This is a genomic window from Methylobrevis pamukkalensis, from assembly GCF_001720135.1.
Taxonomy (GTDB): Bacteria; Pseudomonadota; Alphaproteobacteria; order Rhizobiales; family Pleomorphomonadaceae; genus Methylobrevis; species Methylobrevis pamukkalensis.
Map to the genome: position 1 here is coordinate 1 of NZ_MCRJ01000030.1, position 16,008 is coordinate 16,008.

The following is a 16,008-nucleotide window of genomic DNA, read 5'->3' on the forward strand; positions in this document are numbered from 1 at the left end:
GGCGGCGTCGGCGCCGCCGGCTGGGCCTGCGGGGCCGGGGCAACCGCGGCCGTGGCGGCGGGGCCGCGGCGGCCGGCGACCGCAAGGCCGCGCAGGATGTTGGACAGGCTCCAGCCGAGGAAGCGCAGCGAGCCGCCGAGGATGCCGATCGGCCGGCGCCGGCCGTCGCGGAATTTCGTCAGCGGCGCGCCGTCCGCATACATCAGGTCGGCGACGATCCGGTACTGGGTGGCCGACAGTTCGAGGAACTCGCGCCGAGGCTGAGGCCGCGCTCGTCGTGGACGTTGCGGCGCACCGCGACGTTGAGCGTGGTGATCGCGGCGGTCTCGCCCGACTGGATCGACAGGCTGCCGATCGAGCCGCCGACCCGCGCCATCTGCGGGCGCTGGCCGAGCGGGCGGACCCTTGCGCCGCCGGAGGAGACGTCTTCCACGAGCACCGGGAACGGCGTGCCGGCCAGGGTGAGCACGCCCTTGCGCGAGATGTCGAGCCGCTGGTTGCGCCGCCGCTCGGCCCGCTCGGAGACGACGCCGAGCGCAAGGCCGGCGATCAGCAGGTTGAGGCCGTTCCACAGGCCGACCACGGCGAGGAGGTCGCGCGAGGCCGGCTCCATCCACCAGCGCAGGCCGGCGACGCCGGCGGCGACGAGCAGCAGGCCGAAGATCGCGAAATAGGGCAGCGCGAATTCCGACAGCTGCTCGCGGTCGAGCGTCAGGCCCTTGGCGGTGACGTTGAAGGTCGGCCGGCGCGGGTTGAGCACCACGGAGACGATCGCGCGGGTGAGATAGACCGACTGCACGTATTCGTAGAGCTCGGACATCCACGGCCAGCGGACGCGGCCGAACAGGTAGTTCTGCAGCATCATGTTGGCGAGCATGTAGACGCAGGTGTAGGCGATGAACTCCTGGAGGTTGGCCTCGTAGATCTCCAGCGAGAAGAAGATGTGCAGCAGCGGGGCGACCACGAAGGTCATGCGCGTGATCGAGAACAGCCAGAACAGGCTCGACGACAGGTAGCAGACGCGCTGGGCGAGGCTGAGGCCGGCCCGGAACAGCGGGTTCTTCAGGATCAGGATCTGCATCATGCCGCGGCACCAGCGCGAGCGCTGGCCGATGAAGGAGGAGAAGGTCTCCGGCTGCAGCCCGGCGATCAGCGGCGTGTCGATGTAGCGGCTGTTCCAGCCGCGCGCGTGCAGCGTCAGCGCCGTCTCGCAGTCCTCGGTGATGGTCACGCCGTCGAAGCCGCCGGCATCCTCCAGCGCCGCGCGGCGCAGGAGGGCGGCCGAACCGCAGAAGAAGGCCGAGTTCCAGCGGTCGAGACCCTTCTGGATCACCCCGTAGAACATCTCGTTCTCCGAGGGCATCGACTTGAACAGCGAGAGGTTCTTCTCGATCGGGTCGGGGTTGAGGAAGAAATGCGGTGTCTGGACGAGGAACAGCCGCGGATCCTCGAGGAAGTGGCCGACCGTCAGGCGCAGGAAGCTGCGCACCGGGGCGTGGTCGGCGTCGAACACCGCGACCAGGTCGCCGGTGGTGCGCGGCAGGGCGGCGTTCATGTTGCCGGCCTTGGCCGACACGTTCTTCTCGCGGGTGAGATAGGTGACGCCGAGGTCGCGGCAGAGCTCGCGCAATTCGGTGCGGCGGGCCCGGGCCGCATGGGCGGTGACCGGGTCGTCGGACTGGCACTTCTGGTCGGTGCCGCCGTCGTCGAGGAGATAGACGCGGAGTTTCTCCGCCGGATAGTCCATGGCGACCGCGGCGGCGAGGGTGGTCGCCAGCAGGTCGGCGCTCTCGTTGTAGCTCGGCACGAACACGTCGACGGTCGGCAGGTCGGCGTCGTCATCGACGCGGATCTCGGCGCGCTCCTTCGGATCGGCAATCACGAACAGGCTGACGAACAGCATCAGCACCGAGAACATCTCGACGCCGTAGAGCAGGACGCCGGGGATGAAGTCGACGAGGTCGGACGGATCGGGCAGCGTCGAGGTCGAGCGCCAGTAGACGTAGCGGCCGACCACCCCGAGGGCGAGGGCGACGAACAGCAGGCGTCCGGCGCCCTTGCGCGCCAGCGGCCAGATCAGCAGCATCGCGGCAACGAGGGTCATGCCCACCACGAGCTGGCCCGCCGCGCCGACCGGCTGGGCCACGAGCGCGAGGAAGACGAGGGCCGCAAGGGCGAAGGCGACGGTGAGAAGTCTGGACGTCATGGCGGGGCGAGCACTTTCCGACCGGCCGGCACGATACCGGCCCGCGGCCGATCAAAGCCCTGCGATGGTTCACAACCTCCAAATTCGATTCAAATTCTAAGGATTCCGGCGAGAGAATTGCGATCGAGGTTAAAAGCCCGTTACCCGTCGCATTCTGCGAAAAAAGCTGCAGGCGCGGGAGGTTCCGCGCCTGCAGGCCGTGTCGTCCAGGTGGGGGTGCGCCCGCGCGACCGGCGCGACGGCCTCACATCATCCCGAGCATCCGCGGCAGGAACAGCGAGATCTCCGGGATGTAGGTGACCGCGACGAGGAAGCCGAGCATCGTCAGCAGCCACGGCATCACCGCCACCGTCAGCTCCGTGATGCCCATCCGCGTGATGCCGGAGGCAACATAGAGATTGAGGCCGACCGGCGGATGGCACATGCCGACCTCCATGTTGACGACGATCATGATCCCGAAGTGGACCGGGTCGATGCCGAGCCTCACCGCCACCGGAAACAGGATCGGCGCCATGATCAGCACGATCGACGACGGCTCCATGAAGTTGCCGGCGGCCAGCAGGATCAGGTTCACGGCGATCAGGAACATCCACCAGGACAGGCCCGTCGCCACCATCCATTCGCCGAGCGCCTGCGGGATGTTCTCGTGGGTCATCAGGAACGAGAACAGGACGGCGTTGGTGATGATGTAGAGCAGCATCGCCGACATGTTGGCCGACGACAGCAGCACCTTCGGCACATCGGCCAGCTTCATGTCGCGGTAGACGAACACCGCGATGATGAAGGCGTAGACCGCGCTCATCGCCGCCGCTTCGGTGGGCGTGAACACGCCGGTGTAGATGCCGCCGATGACGATGATGATCAGCAGCAGGCCCCACATCGCCTTGCGGAAGGCGATCCAGCGCTCGGCCCAGGACGCCTTGGGAAGGCGCGGATAGCCGAACTTGCGGGCGCGATGCCAGGTGGTGACGCCGAGCAGCGTGGCGAGCATCAGGCCCGGGATCACGCCGGCCATGAACAGCTGGCCGACCGAGGCGGACGAGACGATGTTGCCGTCCGGCCCCGTCACCTGCATGCCGGAGGTCGCCACCGCATACATCACCATCACGATCGACGGCGGGATCAGGATGCCAAGCGCGCCCGAGGTGGTGATGACGCCGGCGCCGAACTGCTTGGGAAAGCCCTGGCGCACCATCGCCGGCAGGATGATCGAGCCGATGGCGACGACAGTGGCCGGCGACGAGCCGGAGACGGCGGCGAACAGGGCGCAGGCAATGACGCCGGCAAGGCCGAGGCCGCCGTGCCAGTGGCCGACCATCGAGGTCGCGAAGTTGATCATCCGCCGGGCGACGCCGCCGTGGGTCAGGAAGTTGCCGGCGAGAATGAAGAAAGGGATCGCCATGATCTCGAACTTCTCGATGCCGGTGAACAGCTTGAGCGCCACGGTGTCGATCGGCACCGCGGTCATGGTGAAGAGGAAGACGAGAACGGTGAGGCCGAGGGCGATGGAGATCGGCATGCCGGTCAGCATGAGCGCGATCAGCCCGCCGAAGATGAGGGAGGCGTTCATGGCTCAGCGGTCCTTCGGAGTGAGCGGGCTGGCCGCGATGGCGGCGGCGGCGGCGTCCTCGTCGACGCCCTCGACATGGCCGTGGTCGTGGTGGGGCAGTTCGCCGGTGCGCATGAAGCCGACCGCGACCTGCAGGAAGCGGAAGCACATCAGGTAGGAGCCGAGCGGGATCGCGAGGTAGACCGCCCACATCGGCATCTCGAGGTCGACCGAGGTCGCGTCGGTCTGCGCCATGTGCCAGACGAAATTGGCGCCGAGCGTGCCGATGATGCCGGTGAACAGCGCCCCGGCCAGAAGGCCGAACAGGATGAAGCCGGCGCGGCGGCGCGGCGGCATGCGGTTGATCAGCACGTCGATGCCGACGTGGATGCCGGTGCGCACGCCGTAGGCCGCGCCGAACTTCGCCATCCACACGAAGAGGATGATGCAGAGCTCCTGGGCCCAGACGAGATTGATCTGGCGCAGCGACATGTAGGCGGCGCGCGCGCGTCGGCGAGCCAGACCATGTCGTGGGCGCGGCCGGTGCCGATCAGGCCCGCGACCACGGTCAGCGAGTAGCGGTGGACGACGGCTGCGAAGATGATGACCGTCGCAAGCGCGATCAGCGTCGCGATCAGGACCTCTTCGAGGCGATCGAGAAGACGGAGCATGGCGGGATCCCCTGCCGGAACGTTCGGAATGTTTTCGTGTAGGGTGCACGAGGGCGCGGCGAGGCTGCGGCACCCCCCTCATCCGGCGTGGAGCCTGTCCTCGGGCTGGCCAGAGGCCAGACCCGGGGAGGCCACCTTCTCCCCGTGGGGGAGAAGGGTAATTCCGAGCTTCGGCCCTGCCACTGAAGCTGGCCGCATCTGCCCTCGGCGGTGCCCCAGGTTGCCCTTCTCCCCACCGGGGAGATGGTGGCCCGAAGGGCCGGATGAGGGGGTCCGGGGGCGCCGCCGCAATGCGCGGCCCCCCCTTCCCTCACATGGCGCCGGTTTCGGCCTTGACCTTGGCGATCAGCTCCGCGCCGATGCGCTCGGCCATCTCGTCGTGGACCGGCGAGAGCGCCTTGACCCACGCGGCGCGTTCGTCCTCGGTCATCTCGTGGAACTCGGTGCGGCCGGCTTCCTTCATCGCCGCCAGCGCCGCCTCGTTCTCTTCCTTGGCGATGCTGTTGGCGTATTCGGTCGCCTCGAGCATGGCCTTGTCGAGGTTGGCGCGCACGTCGTCCGGCAGGCCGTCCCAGAACTTCTTGTTCACGATCACCGCATAGCCGAGATAGCCGTGGTTGGAGAGCGTGGCGTGGCTCTGCACCTCGTGCATCTTCTGGGTGTACATGTTCGACGGCGGGTTCTCGGTGCCGTCGACGACGCCGGTCTGCAGCGCCTGGTAGACCTCGGAGAAGGCCATCACCTGCGGCACGGCGCCGAGCGCGTTCATCTCCGCTTCCAGCACCTTCGACGACTGGATGCGCATCTTGAGGCCGAGGAAGTCGTCCGGCACCTTCACCGGCGAGTTGGCGCTCATGATCTTGAAGCCGTTGTCCCAGTAGGCAAGGCCGGTGATGCCCTTGTCCTCGAGCTTGGCGAACAGCTCCTTGCCGACGGCACCGTAGGTCACCTTGTGCAGGGCGTCGTAGTCCGGGAAGATGTAGGGCAGATCGAAGACCTCGAAGTCGCGCACGCCGAGCGGACCGAACTTTGCCAGCGACGGCGCCAGCATCTGCACCGCGCCGAGCTGCAGCGCCTCCAGCTCTTCCTTATCCTTGTAGAGCTGCGAGTTCGGGTAGACCTCGACGGTCACGGCGCCGTTCGAGTATTTCTCGGCGAGTTCCTTGAACTTCTCGGCGCCCTTGCCCTTCGGCGTGCCCGGCGCGACGACATGGCTGAACTTGATGACGATGGGATCGGCGGCGAGCGCCGGGCCGGCGGTGGTGACCGCAAGGGCCACGGCAAGGGTTCCGAGCGCCTTGACGGCGCTGCGACGGCTGATCATGAACGTATCCTCCCGTTGGTCGCGCCGCCCGTTCCGGCTCTTTCGGCCGAGGGCGGCTGCGACAGCATGGTCTGTGCATCGATGCGACGGTCCGTTCCTCCGTGACCGTCGCGACGCGCGGCTCGCGGCTCCTGTCTGCCGCGATCCTGTGCTAGCTAATAGGAAAGGAACCGGTGGCCGCGCTATTGTGGAAATCCGCAACGGCCGGACCCTGGCGGGAGGGGAGAGGTGAGCGACCCGGCGAGCCTGCTCGGCGAGGCGGAAACGGCGGCGCTGGCGCCGGCGCGCAGCGCGCGCGACGCCTGGCTTGCCGCCATGCCGGCGGTCGCCATCGTGCTGCTGGTCGCGCTCACCGGCGCGCTGCTCTACGTGCTCGCCCAGGACGAGGCCGAGAGGGCCAAGGTCCGGCTGCTCTCCGATGCGCTCTGGGTCGAGCAGACCCTGCGTTTCCAGCTCTCCACCGACGAGGACATGGTGCGCCGGCTCGCGCTCGATGCCGGCAGCGGCGACATGCCGGCAGCGACCGTCCTCGACCGGGCGCGACTGCATGTCGCCAACAATCCGGAGGTGCTGGCGATCGCCTGGTTCGGCGCGGACGCCGTCTCGTCGGCATGGTGCCGAGCGTGCCGGCCTCGGCCCGCCAGCCGGAGGCGGTGCGCCGGGTGCTCGGCATGACGCGCCTCTCCGCGCGGCCGATCTACGGCGACCTCAGGACGAGTTCAGAAGGCGCCACCGTGGTCGACATGGCCGCGAGCGCGGGCCCGGGCGCCGGCGCGATCGTCGCCACGGTCTCGCTCGAGACGCTCATTGCCCGGCATGTGCCGTGGTGGATCGCCGAGCGCTATGCGGTGCGGCTCACCGACGCCTCGGGGCGGATGCTGGTGGAGAAGGCGCGGGTGGAGCCGCTCGATCCGCGCCAGCGCCACGAGATCAGCTTCGACCCGCCGCTGCGCGGGCTGATGCTGTCGATCGCGCCCTACCGGGTCGCCTCGGAATTCTCCTCGCGGATGCTGGTGGCGGCGATCGTCGGCCTCGCGCTGCTGGCCGTGCTGTCGCTGGTGGTGCTGCAGCGCCATGTGGCGCGGCGCCGGCGGATCGAGCAGCGGCTGGCGAGCGAGACCGTGTTCCGGCGGGCGATGGAGGACAGCCTCACCATCGGCATGCGCGCCCGCGACCACGAGGGCCGCATCCTCTACGTCAACGCCGCCTTTGCCCGCATGGTCGGCCATCCGGTCGAGGCGCTGACCGGGTTGCGGCCGCCGATGCCTTACTGGACCCACGACCGGCTGGCCGAGACCATGGCCCGCCACGCGGAACTCGCCCGCAGCGCGCCGATGCCGCAAAGCTTCGAGACCCGCTTCCGCCGCCCCGACGGCAGCGAGTTCGACGTGCTGGTCTACGAGGCGCCACTGATCGACGCCACCGGCGTCCACCGCGGCTGGATGGGGTCGATCATCGACATCACCGACCGCAAGGCGGCGGCCGAGTTCGCCCGCGCCCAGGCCGAAAGCCTGGCCCGCACCGGCCGGCTCGTCACCCTCGGCGAGATGGCCTCCACCCTCGCCCACGAGCTCAACCAGCCGCTGGCGGCGATCGCCAGCTATGCCGCCGGCTCGATCAACATGCTGTCCGCCGAGCGGGGCGACCGCGAGCCGGTGCTGACGGCGCTGCGCAAGCTCAGCCAGCAGGCCGACCGCGCCGGCCAGATCATCCGGCGGATCCAGGATTTCGTGCGCAAGCGCGAGCCGCGCTTCTCTTTGATGCGCCTCGACGCGGTGATCGAGGACACGGTCGCCTTCGTCGCCGACGACCTGCGCAATCTCGGCGTCCGCATCGTCACCGTGGTCGCACCCGACCTGCCGCCGGTGGTGGCCGACCGGATCCTGATCGAACAGCTGCTGATCAACCTGATCCGCAACGGCGCCGAGGCGATGGCGCCGATGCCCGCCGCGGCGCGCATTCTGGAGGTGCGGGCCGGGCGCGAGAGCGGCGAGGTGGCGATCACGGTCGCCGACGCCGGGCCGGGCATCGACGCGGAGGTGGCGCCGCGCCTGTTCGACGCCTTCGTCTCCACCAAGGCCGAAGGCATGGGCATGGGCCTCAACATCTGCCGCTCGATCGTGGAGCTGCATCGCGGCCGGCTGGTGCACCGGCCTGGGACCGGCGGGGGCACGGTGTTCACGGTCACGCTGCCACTGCCGCAGGAGGCGCTGCCCGCATGAGCGATCCGCACGCCCTCGGCCACCCAGCCGCCCCGCCCGCCGGGGCGCTGGTCCACATCGTCGACGACGACGAGGCGATCCGCGACTCGCTGGCCTTCCTGCTCGCCTCGCGCGGTCTTGTCACCCGCGAGTGGCCGAGCGGCGAGGCCTTCCTCGAGGCCGCGTCGACGGAGGGCTGCTGCTGCGTGGTGATGGACGTGCGGATGGGCGAACTCGGCGGGATCGAGACCTTCGAGCGGCTGCGGGGGCGCGACGCCGGCACGCCGGTGATCTTCCTCACCGGCCACGCCGACGTGCCGATCGCGGTGGAGGCGCTGAAGAAGGGCGCCTTCGACTTCGTGGAAAAACCGTTCAACGACAATGCACTGGTCGACGTGGTGATCGCCGCGCTCGCCGAGGCGGAGAGCCGGCGCAGCCGGGTGGCGGGGCGCGGCGTGCTCGAGGCGCGGCTGAAGAACCTCACCCCGCGCGAGGCCGAGGTGCTGCCGCTGCTGCTCGGCGGCCGGCTCAACAAGCAGATCGCCGACGAACTCGGCGTCGCCATGCGCACCGTCGAGGTGCACCGCGCGCGCATCTTCGAGAAGATGGGCGTGCGCAACGCGGTGGAGCTGACCCGGCTGCTCGGCGGGGCCGGGGACTGAGTCTCGCGGACCTTTCAGGTGGCTGCCGGCATGGCTGCTGCTCGGCGGAGGTCTCTCCGGTACGCCTTGACCGGACCCTCTCTATCGTCTGTGCCGGGCCTGACCCGGCAACCCAATGGATTGTCCGCACGTTTTCCACGTATCGTATCGCTTCGAAAGCACTTCCCCATATTCCGCGTTCGTTGCCGCGAGGCGATTGGCTCGCCGGGTCGAGCCCGGCGATGACGGAGGAGAGGCGGAAACACCCTTATTGCGCGGCGACCGTTCGCACATCGCGGCGCAAACCCGGCGCCGCGACCGGACCCTTGGACGTCAGGGCATCGATCTGCGGTCACGTCCTTTCTCCAGCTCCATCACCAGCAGCAGGACGGCGGACAGGGCGAGCATCATCGCCCAGTCGGCGATCGACACCGGGCCGATGGCGAGGATCTCCGCCAGCGGCGCGATGTGCATGGCGCCGATGTGCAGCGCCTGCGCCGCGAGCACGCCGCCGAGCAGCAGCGGATTGGTCCACAGCGGCTGGCGGAACACGGAGCGGTGTTCGGAGCGGCTGTTGAAGGTCTGGACATTCTCGAACAGCACGAACAGCAGCAGCAGCAGGTTGCGCGCCTCCGCCTCGCTGCGGCCGAGATGGAGCAGGAGGGCGAAGACGGCAAAGCCGCCGACGCCCATGACCAGCGCCGCATCGCGGATCTTGCGCAGCATCCGCCGGTCGAAGATCGGCTCGTCCGGCCGGCGCGGCGGCCGGGCGAGTTCGTCGCCCTCGGGCCTCTCGGTGGCGAGCGCCACGTCCTGGATGCCGTTGGTCACGAGGTTGAGCCAGAGCAGCTGCACCGGCAGGAGCGGCATCGGCAGGCCGAGCGGCAGGGCGAGGAGGAACAGCACCACCTCGGCAACGCCGGTCGAGACCAGCATGAACACCACCTTGCGGATGTTGCCATAGGCGGTGCGGCCCTGGCGGATGCCTCGACGATCGAGGCGAAATGGTCGTCGGTGACGATGAGGTCGGCGCTCTCGCGGGCCACGTCGGTGCCCTTGCGGCCCATGGCGACGCCGACATGGGCGTGTTTCAGCGCCGGCGCGTCGTTGACGCCATCGCCGGTGACGGCGACGAAATGGCCGATGCGCGACAGCGCCAGCACGATGGCCAGCTTCTGGGGCGGGTCGACGCGGGCATAGATCCGGGCGCGGCGGGCCAGCGCGTCCAGCGCCGCCTCGCCGGCTGCCGCGGCCGAGGCGACCTCGCCCCCGGTCGCGATCTCGTCGTCCGAAAAGGCGAGCCCCGCCTCGCGGCCGATGGCGGCGGCGGTCGCCGGATCGTCGCCGGTCACCATCACCACGCTGATGCCGGCGCGGCGGCAGGCGGCGATCGCCCCCGGCACCTCCGGACGCACGGGATCCTGCATGCCGGCAAGACCGAGGAAGGTGAGGTCCGCGAGATGGCGGTGGCCGTAGTCGCCATCCGGCTCGGCCTCGATCTCGCCCTGCGCGAAGGCGAGAACGCGCAGGCCGCGCGCCGCCATCTCCTCCTTCTGCCGCAGCAGGTGGTCGCGCTCGATGGGCGCCGGACGGCCGCCGGTGTCCATCCCTGTGGCCATGGCGATCAGCGTTTCCGGCGCACCCTTGACGAAGATCCGCACCCGCCGGGCCGCGTCCGGTGCGGCGTGGAACGAGGCGGCAAAGCGCAGGTCCGGCTCGTAGGGAATGCGGGCGAGCGAGGGATGCGCGTCCAGCACCTCCTCGTGGTTCAGGCCGCCGCGCCGGGCGGCGGACAGGAGCGCGACATCCACCGTGTCGCCGATGCCGTGCAGGCCGTCCGCGTCCTCGACCAGCCGTCCGTCGTTGGGCAGGGCGGCGGCGTGCAGCAGGGCGGCGAGCGCGGTTTCCGCGTCGGCCCCGGCCGGCGAGGCGGGATCGGCGACGGGCAGACCGCCGTCCCGGCCGGCGGCGAACACGTAGCGGGCGCCGTCCGGGAGGACGACGTCGGTGACCGTGAGTTCGTTGAGGGTCAGCGTGCCGGTCTTGTCGGTGGCGATCAGGGTGCAGGAGCCGAGCGCCTCGATCGCCGGCAGGTTGCGCACGATCACGTTGGCCTTCGCCATCCGCCGCATGCCGATCGCCAGCGTGATCGAGATCGCCACCGGCAGGCCTTCGGGAATGGCGCTGACCGCAAGGCCCACCGCCATCATGAACAGCGTTTCCAGCCCCATGCCGCGCAGCAGCCCGACGCCGACCAGCAGCAGCAGCGCGACGCCGACGGCAACCGCGATCTGGCGCGAGAAGCGCTCCAGCCGGATCATCAGCGGCGGCCGGGACAGGGACGCGCGGCCAAGGTCGCGGGCGATGCGGCCGACCTCGGTGGCGCCGCCGGTGGCGCTGACGACGCCGCGCCCGCGGCCCCGGGTGACGAGGGCGCCGGCAAAGGCGGCGCCGCGGCGCGGATCGGACGTCGCGTCCGAAGGGGTCGTCGCGACTTTGCGGACGGCGACCGATTCGCCGGTCAGCAGGGATTCGTCGCACTGGAGGTCGTCGGCCGCGACGAGGCGCAGGTCGGCGGGCACCCGGCCGCCGGCCTCCAGCAGCACGAGGTCGCCGGGCACGAGGCCGCGGGCGCGATCTCCGTCTCGGCGCCGTCCCGCACCACCCGGGCCCGGGGCTCCTCGAGCTGTTTCAGGGCGGCGGCGGCCCGGCCGGCGGAATATTCCTGCGCCGTGCCGATCAGGCCGTTGAGAAGCAGCACGATGCCGATGAAGGCGGCGTCGCCGGCGTCGCCAAGGCTGAGCGACACCACGGCCGCCGCCAGCAGGATGTAGATCAGCGGGCTGAGGAACTGGCGCAGGAACACCCTGGCCAGGGAGGGTGCGGCCGGCTGCGGCAGCGTGTTGGGGCCGACCCGCGCGAGAACCGCGGCGGCCTCGGCTGACGAGAGACCTGCGGAAGCCGGCTGGCCGGGCGCGGAGAGGTCGGCTACGGAAGGAAGATCGGTGTCCTGCATCGGGCCAGTCTCGCAGATTGCGGGCGCCGGCAGGTTGCGTTCGATCAAGAGATACGATGATTCTTGCGAGAACGCGGCGCCGGGCGGCCGCACGTGCCGCCGCCCGGTCGGAGGCGTGTCCTCAGAAGGCCGAGAGGCCGGTGATCGCCCGGCCGAGGATCAGGGCGTGGACGTCGTGGGTGCCCTCGTAGGTGTTGACCGTCTCGAGGTTGATCATGTGGCGCATCACCGGAAAGTCGCCGGAGATGCCGTTGCCGCCGAGCATGTCGCGGGCGGTGCGGGCGATGTCGAGCGCCTTGCCGCAGTTGTTGCGCTTGACGATTGAGATCATCTCCGGCGCGACCGTGCCCTCGTCGAACAGGCGGCCGACCCGCAGCGAGGCCTGAAGGCCGAGCGAGATCTCGGTCGCCATGTCGGCGAGCTTCTTCTGCACGAGCTGGTTGGCGGCGAGCGGCCGGTCGAACTGGCGGCGGTCGAGCGTATACTGCCTTGCGGTGTGGAAACAGGCCTCGGCCGCGCCCATGGTGCCCCAGGAAATGCCGTAGCGGGCGCGGTTGAGGCAGCCGAACGGGCCCTTCAGGCCGGAGACGTCCGGCAGCATCGCGCTGTCGGGCACCTCGACGCCGTCCATGACGATCTCGCCGGTGATCGAGGCGCGCAGCGACAGCTTGTTCTCGATCTTCGGCGCCGACAGGCCGGCCATTCCCTTCTCCAGCACGAAGCCGCGGATCGCCCCGCCCTCGGCCTCGCACTTCGCCCAGACCACGAAGACGTCGGCGATCGGGGCGTTGGAAATCCAGGTCTTGGAGCCGGTCAGGCGATAGCCGCCGTCGATCTTCTCGGCGCGCGTGCGCATGCCGGAGGGGTCGGAGCCGGCGTCGGGCTCGGTCAGGCCGAAGCAGCCGATCCACTCGCCGGTGGCAAGCTTCGGCAGGTACTTGCGGCGCTGCTCCTCGCTGCCATAGGCGTGGATCGGATACATCACCAGCGAGGACTGCACGCTCATCATCGACCGGTAGCCGGAATCGACCCGCTCCACCTCGCGGGCAACGAGGCCGTAGGCGACATAGGAGCGCCGGCGCAGCGTAGTCCTCGGGCAGCGTCAGGCCGAGCAGGCCGAGCGCGCCCATCTCGCGGAAGATCTCCGGATCGGTGGTCTCGGTGGCATAGGCCGCGGTCACCCGGGGGGCGAGCTGCTCCTGCGCATAGTCGCGGGCGGTGTCGCGGATCAGGCGCTCTTCCTCGGACAGCTGGTCGTCGAGGCGGAACGCGTCGTCCCACTGGAATGTCTGGTAGCCTGCCACGTCATCTCTCCCGCGCCTTGCGCGTCGTTCCATCCGGCGGCGTCAGGTCTTGGTATCGGGCGCCTGCCGGTTCGGGCGCGATCCTGCCGCGCGGGGCGCGACCGCGCAAGCGCGATCGGTTCTCGCAGGCTAGAGACGGGCCTGGGGCAGTATATAGGGCAGATGCGGCGGCGGCAGGCGGCCGACGATGCCGGAGAGGCCGAACACCCGCGCGACCACGGCGTCGGTGAGCGTGGCCGCGGGCGGTCCCTCGGCGGCAATCGTCCCGCCGGACAGCACGACGATCCGGTCGGCAAATTCGGCGGCAAGGTTGAGGTCGTGGATCACCGCCAGCACCGCGCCGCCGCCCCGCGCCCAGCGGCGCGCCCGCGCCAGGAGGTCGATCTGGTGGCGAATGTCGAGGCTGGCGGTCGGCTCGTCGAGGAACAGCAGGCGCGGCAGAGGGCTGCCGTCCGGGCCTTCGACCACCGGGTCATGAACCTGCGCCAGCACCCTTGCGAACTGGACGCGCTGCTGCTCGCCGCCGGAGAGCTGCGGATAGAGCCGCCCGCCCCAACCGGGCAGTCCGACCTCGGCCAGCACCGTCTCGACGAGATCCGCCTCGGATGGACCCGGTTCGCCGGCCCCGGATCGACGCAGCACGTGGCGCCGGCCGGCGTCGGCGCCGAGCCGCACCACCTCGTCCACGGTGAAGGGAAAGGCGAGCGCCACCTGCTGCGGCAGCACGGCGCGCCGGCCGGCCAGTTGCGACGGGCTCAGGCGGGCAAGGTCGGTGCCGTCGAGGGTGACGCGGCCGGAGGTCGGCGCGAGGTCGCCGGCAAGCAGCCGCAGCAGCGTCGACTTGCCGGCGCCGTTGGGGCCGACGACGATGGTGACCGTGCCCGCCGCCACGGCAAGCGACACGCGGTCGACGAGGCGGCGGTCGCGGACGGCGAAGACGAGGTCGCGGCCGTCGATCATCGCCGCATCCTCACAGGCCGCCGCCATGGCGGCGGAGCAGCAGGACAACGAACACCGGGGCGCCGATCAGGGCGGTGAGGATGCCGATCGGCAGTTCGGCCGGAGCGACGAGGATGCGGCAGAGCGCATCGGCCACCACCAGCAGCGCCGCGCCGCACAGGGCCGTGGCCGGCAGCAGCTGGCGGTTCGACGGCCCCATCACGAGGCGGAGCAGATGCGGCACGACGATGCCGACGAAGCCGATGCTGCCGGCCACCGCCACGGCCGCGCCGCAGGCGGCGGCGACTCCGACGATGACGATCCGCTTCAGCCGTTCGACGTCGGTGCCCAGATGCACCGCCTCGGCCTCGCCGAGCACGAGCGCGTCGAGACCGCGCGCGACCAGCGGGATCGCGGCCAGCAGCAGGGCGATGAAGGGCAGCACGGCGGAGATGCGGCCCCAGGTGGCGCCGCCGAGGCTGCCGAGGGTCCAGAAGGTGACGTCGCGCAGTTGCTGGTCGTCGGCGGCGAAGATCATCAGGCCGGTGACCGCGTTGGCGGCGGCGGTGACGGCGAGGCCGGCCAGCAGCAGGGTCGCGATCGAGGTGCGCCCGCCGCGGGTGGCGATGGCGTAGAGCAGGATCATCGCGCCGAGCGCGCCGACGAAGGCGCCGGCGGGCAGGAAATAGAGGCCGGCCAGCGCGGCAAGGCCGGCCAGCGCCCCTTCGCCGAGCACGATCGCCGCGACGGCGGCCACCGTCGCCCCGGCCGTGACGCCGACAAGGCCGGGGTCGGCGAGCGGGTTGCGGAACAGGCCCTGCATCATGGCGCCCGACACGGCGAGCACCGCGCCGACAAGGGCGCCGAGCACGAGGCGCGGCAGGCGCACGTCGTGGAGCACGATCGCATCGCGGGCGGAAAGACCCGACCCGTCGCCGACAAGGGCGGCGAACAGGCTGGCGGCCGCGATGTTCGACGGGCCGGTCAGGACGGCCGCGAGCGCGGCGGCGACCAGAAGCAGGGCCGAGCCGGCGATCACCACGCGCGCCGTGCGGCGGCGGTCGCCGGCCCGGCGCGGTGCAAGGCGCGGCGCATGAGGTGCGGAGCCGGACAGGCTCACGGCGCGCCGATCCGGTCCGGGTAGAGGCGGGTCGCAAGCTCGCGGGCGGCGGCCGGCGCGCGCGGGCCGAAGCCGAGCAGATAGCCGCCGTCCATGGCAAGGAAAGCCCCGTGTTCGGCGGCAGGCGTCGCGCGGAAGGCCGGCAGGGCGAATACCTCCGCCGCGCTCGTTTCGTGGTCGCCGCGGCGCATGGCCAGCACGACGTCGGGGGCGGCCGCGATCACCGCCTCGTCGACCATCGGCTTGTAGCCGTCGAAGTCGGCGGCATTGATGCCGCCGGCCAGCGTGACGATCGCCTCGGCGGCAGTCCCGCGTCCGCCGGCCATCACCCGGCCGTTGGCCAGCGACAGCACGAACAGCACGCGCTTGCGGCCGGCCTCGGGCAGGGCCGCGGTCTCGCGCGCCAGCGCGGCAAACTCGGCCTCGACCGCGGCGGCGAGCGGCTCGGCGGCGGCCTCCCGTCCGATGGCGGCCCCGACCGCGCGGATTTTTCCGGCTACGCCGGCCGGGGTCGGGACGTCGGGCACGAGTTCGACCGGCACCGAGCCGGCCTGGAGGATCGCGAGCGCCGGCGGCGGGCCGGAGCCCTCGATGGCGAGGATCAGATCCGGGCCGACCGAAAGGACGCCCTCGGGGGCGAGCTGGCGCATGTAGCCGACGACCGGCAGGTCCCTGACCGCGTCCGGATGGAGGCTGGTGCTGTCGACGGCGGCGATCCGGTCGCCGGCGCCGAGGGCGAACAGGATCTCGGTAACCGCGCCGCCGACCGACACGATGCGTCGGGCCTCGGGATGCGGGGTCACGTCGCCGGCCGTGGCCGGGCCGGCAGCAAGGGCGGCGAGCGCGAGCACGGCCGCGGCAACGGCGGCGGCCGGACGGCGGCACCGGCCGGGGCCCTTGGCGGACGACGGGGCTGCGCCACGTGGCAAAGTCGGGCGGTGAGGCATGGCGGCAGGCTCCTGCGACGCGCCGGGCCGGCCGGCAGTTTTGAATGGGTCCAGAGTTGCGAACGCTTCGCAAGTTATTTATTGACTTTG

At 70.7% G+C, this 16,008-nt stretch carries 10 protein-coding genes and 3 pseudogenes; 3 read left to right on the forward strand and 10 right to left on the reverse strand.

All coding sequences use genetic code 11. The annotated features are described in order from the left end of the window. From A6302_RS06995 to A6302_RS07015, 5 genes and pseudogenes are all read right to left on the reverse strand, one after another. Nucleotides 1-203: hypothetical protein (locus A6302_RS06995; protein ID WP_141703470.1), on the reverse strand; the 203-nt coding region annotated here is incomplete at its 3' end. Next, a complete protein-coding gene (gene bcsA, locus A6302_RS07000) occupies nt 203-2,206 on the reverse strand; it encodes a UDP-forming cellulose synthase catalytic subunit (RefSeq protein WP_069306446.1) in 2,004 nt (667 codons plus the stop codon). The genes bcsA and A6302_RS06995, both read right to left, overlap by 1 nt. A 244-nt stretch (nt 2,207-2,450) precedes the next feature. Continuing rightward, nucleotides 2,451-3,776, reverse strand: a complete 1,326-nt coding sequence (locus tag A6302_RS07005) for a TRAP transporter large permease (RefSeq protein ID WP_069306447.1) — start codon at nt 3,774-3,776, stop codon at nt 2,451-2,453. Nucleotides 3,777-3,779: 3 nt separating this feature from the next. Further along, nucleotides 3,780-4,426 (reverse strand): annotated as a pseudogene (locus A6302_RS07010) (TRAP transporter small permease). Between the two features lie 310 nt (nt 4,427-4,736). Beyond that, nucleotides 4,737-5,750, reverse strand: coding sequence for a TRAP transporter substrate-binding protein (locus tag A6302_RS07015; protein ID WP_069306448.1), 1,014 nt, complete (start codon nt 5,748-5,750; stop codon nt 4,737-4,739). 228 nt (nt 5,751-5,978) lie between these two features. On the opposite strand from A6302_RS07015, the gene A6302_RS22030 reads away from it, so the two are divergent. From A6302_RS22030 to A6302_RS07025, 3 genes are read left to right on the forward strand one after another with little or no spacing between them, the layout of a single operon-like run. Then, nucleotides 5,979-6,425, forward strand: coding sequence for a hypothetical protein (locus A6302_RS22030; RefSeq protein WP_141703472.1), 447 nt, complete (start codon nt 5,979-5,981; stop codon nt 6,423-6,425). Continuing rightward, entirely contained in the window at nt 6,374-7,972 is a 1,599-nt protein-coding gene (locus A6302_RS07020; RefSeq protein ID WP_169833525.1) for a sensor histidine kinase, read from the forward strand. Before A6302_RS22030 ends, A6302_RS07020 begins: the two co-directional genes overlap by 52 nt. Then, complete coding sequence (locus A6302_RS07025; RefSeq protein WP_069306449.1) at nt 7,969-8,613, forward strand: response regulator transcription factor; 645 nt, start codon at nt 7,969-7,971, stop codon at nt 8,611-8,613. Before A6302_RS07020 ends, A6302_RS07025 begins: the two co-directional genes overlap by 4 nt. Nucleotides 8,614-8,925: 312 nt before the next feature. Here A6302_RS07025 and A6302_RS07030 read toward each other — a convergent pair. The 5 genes and pseudogenes from A6302_RS07030 to A6302_RS07050 all read right to left on the reverse strand — a co-directional run bounded on the left by A6302_RS07030 (nt 8,926) and on the right by A6302_RS07050 (nt 15,918). Then, a pseudogene (locus A6302_RS07030) lies at nt 8,926-11,608 on the reverse strand (cation-translocating P-type ATPase). A 121-nt stretch (nt 11,609-11,729) separates the two neighbouring features. Beyond that, a pseudogene (locus tag A6302_RS07035) lies at nt 11,730-12,945 on the reverse strand (acyl-CoA dehydrogenase). 96 nt (nt 12,946-13,041) lie between these two features. Beyond that, nucleotides 13,042-13,872 (reverse strand): heme ABC transporter ATP-binding protein, encoded by an 831-nt coding sequence (locus A6302_RS07040; RefSeq protein ID WP_069306462.1) that lies wholly within the window; start codon nt 13,870-13,872, stop codon nt 13,042-13,044. Between the two features lie 10 nt (nt 13,873-13,882). Then, nucleotides 13,883-14,971 carry a FecCD family ABC transporter permease gene (locus A6302_RS07045; protein ID WP_069306450.1) on the reverse strand — a complete coding sequence of 363 codons (1,089 nt, stop codon included), beginning with the start codon at nt 14,969-14,971 and terminating at the stop codon, nt 13,883-13,885. Continuing rightward, complete coding sequence (locus A6302_RS07050) at nt 14,968-15,918, reverse strand: heme/hemin ABC transporter substrate-binding protein (RefSeq protein WP_083255588.1); 951 nt, start codon at nt 15,916-15,918, stop codon at nt 14,968-14,970. Before A6302_RS07050 ends, A6302_RS07045 begins: the two co-directional genes overlap by 4 nt. Nucleotides 15,919-16,008 lie beyond the last annotated feature (90 nt).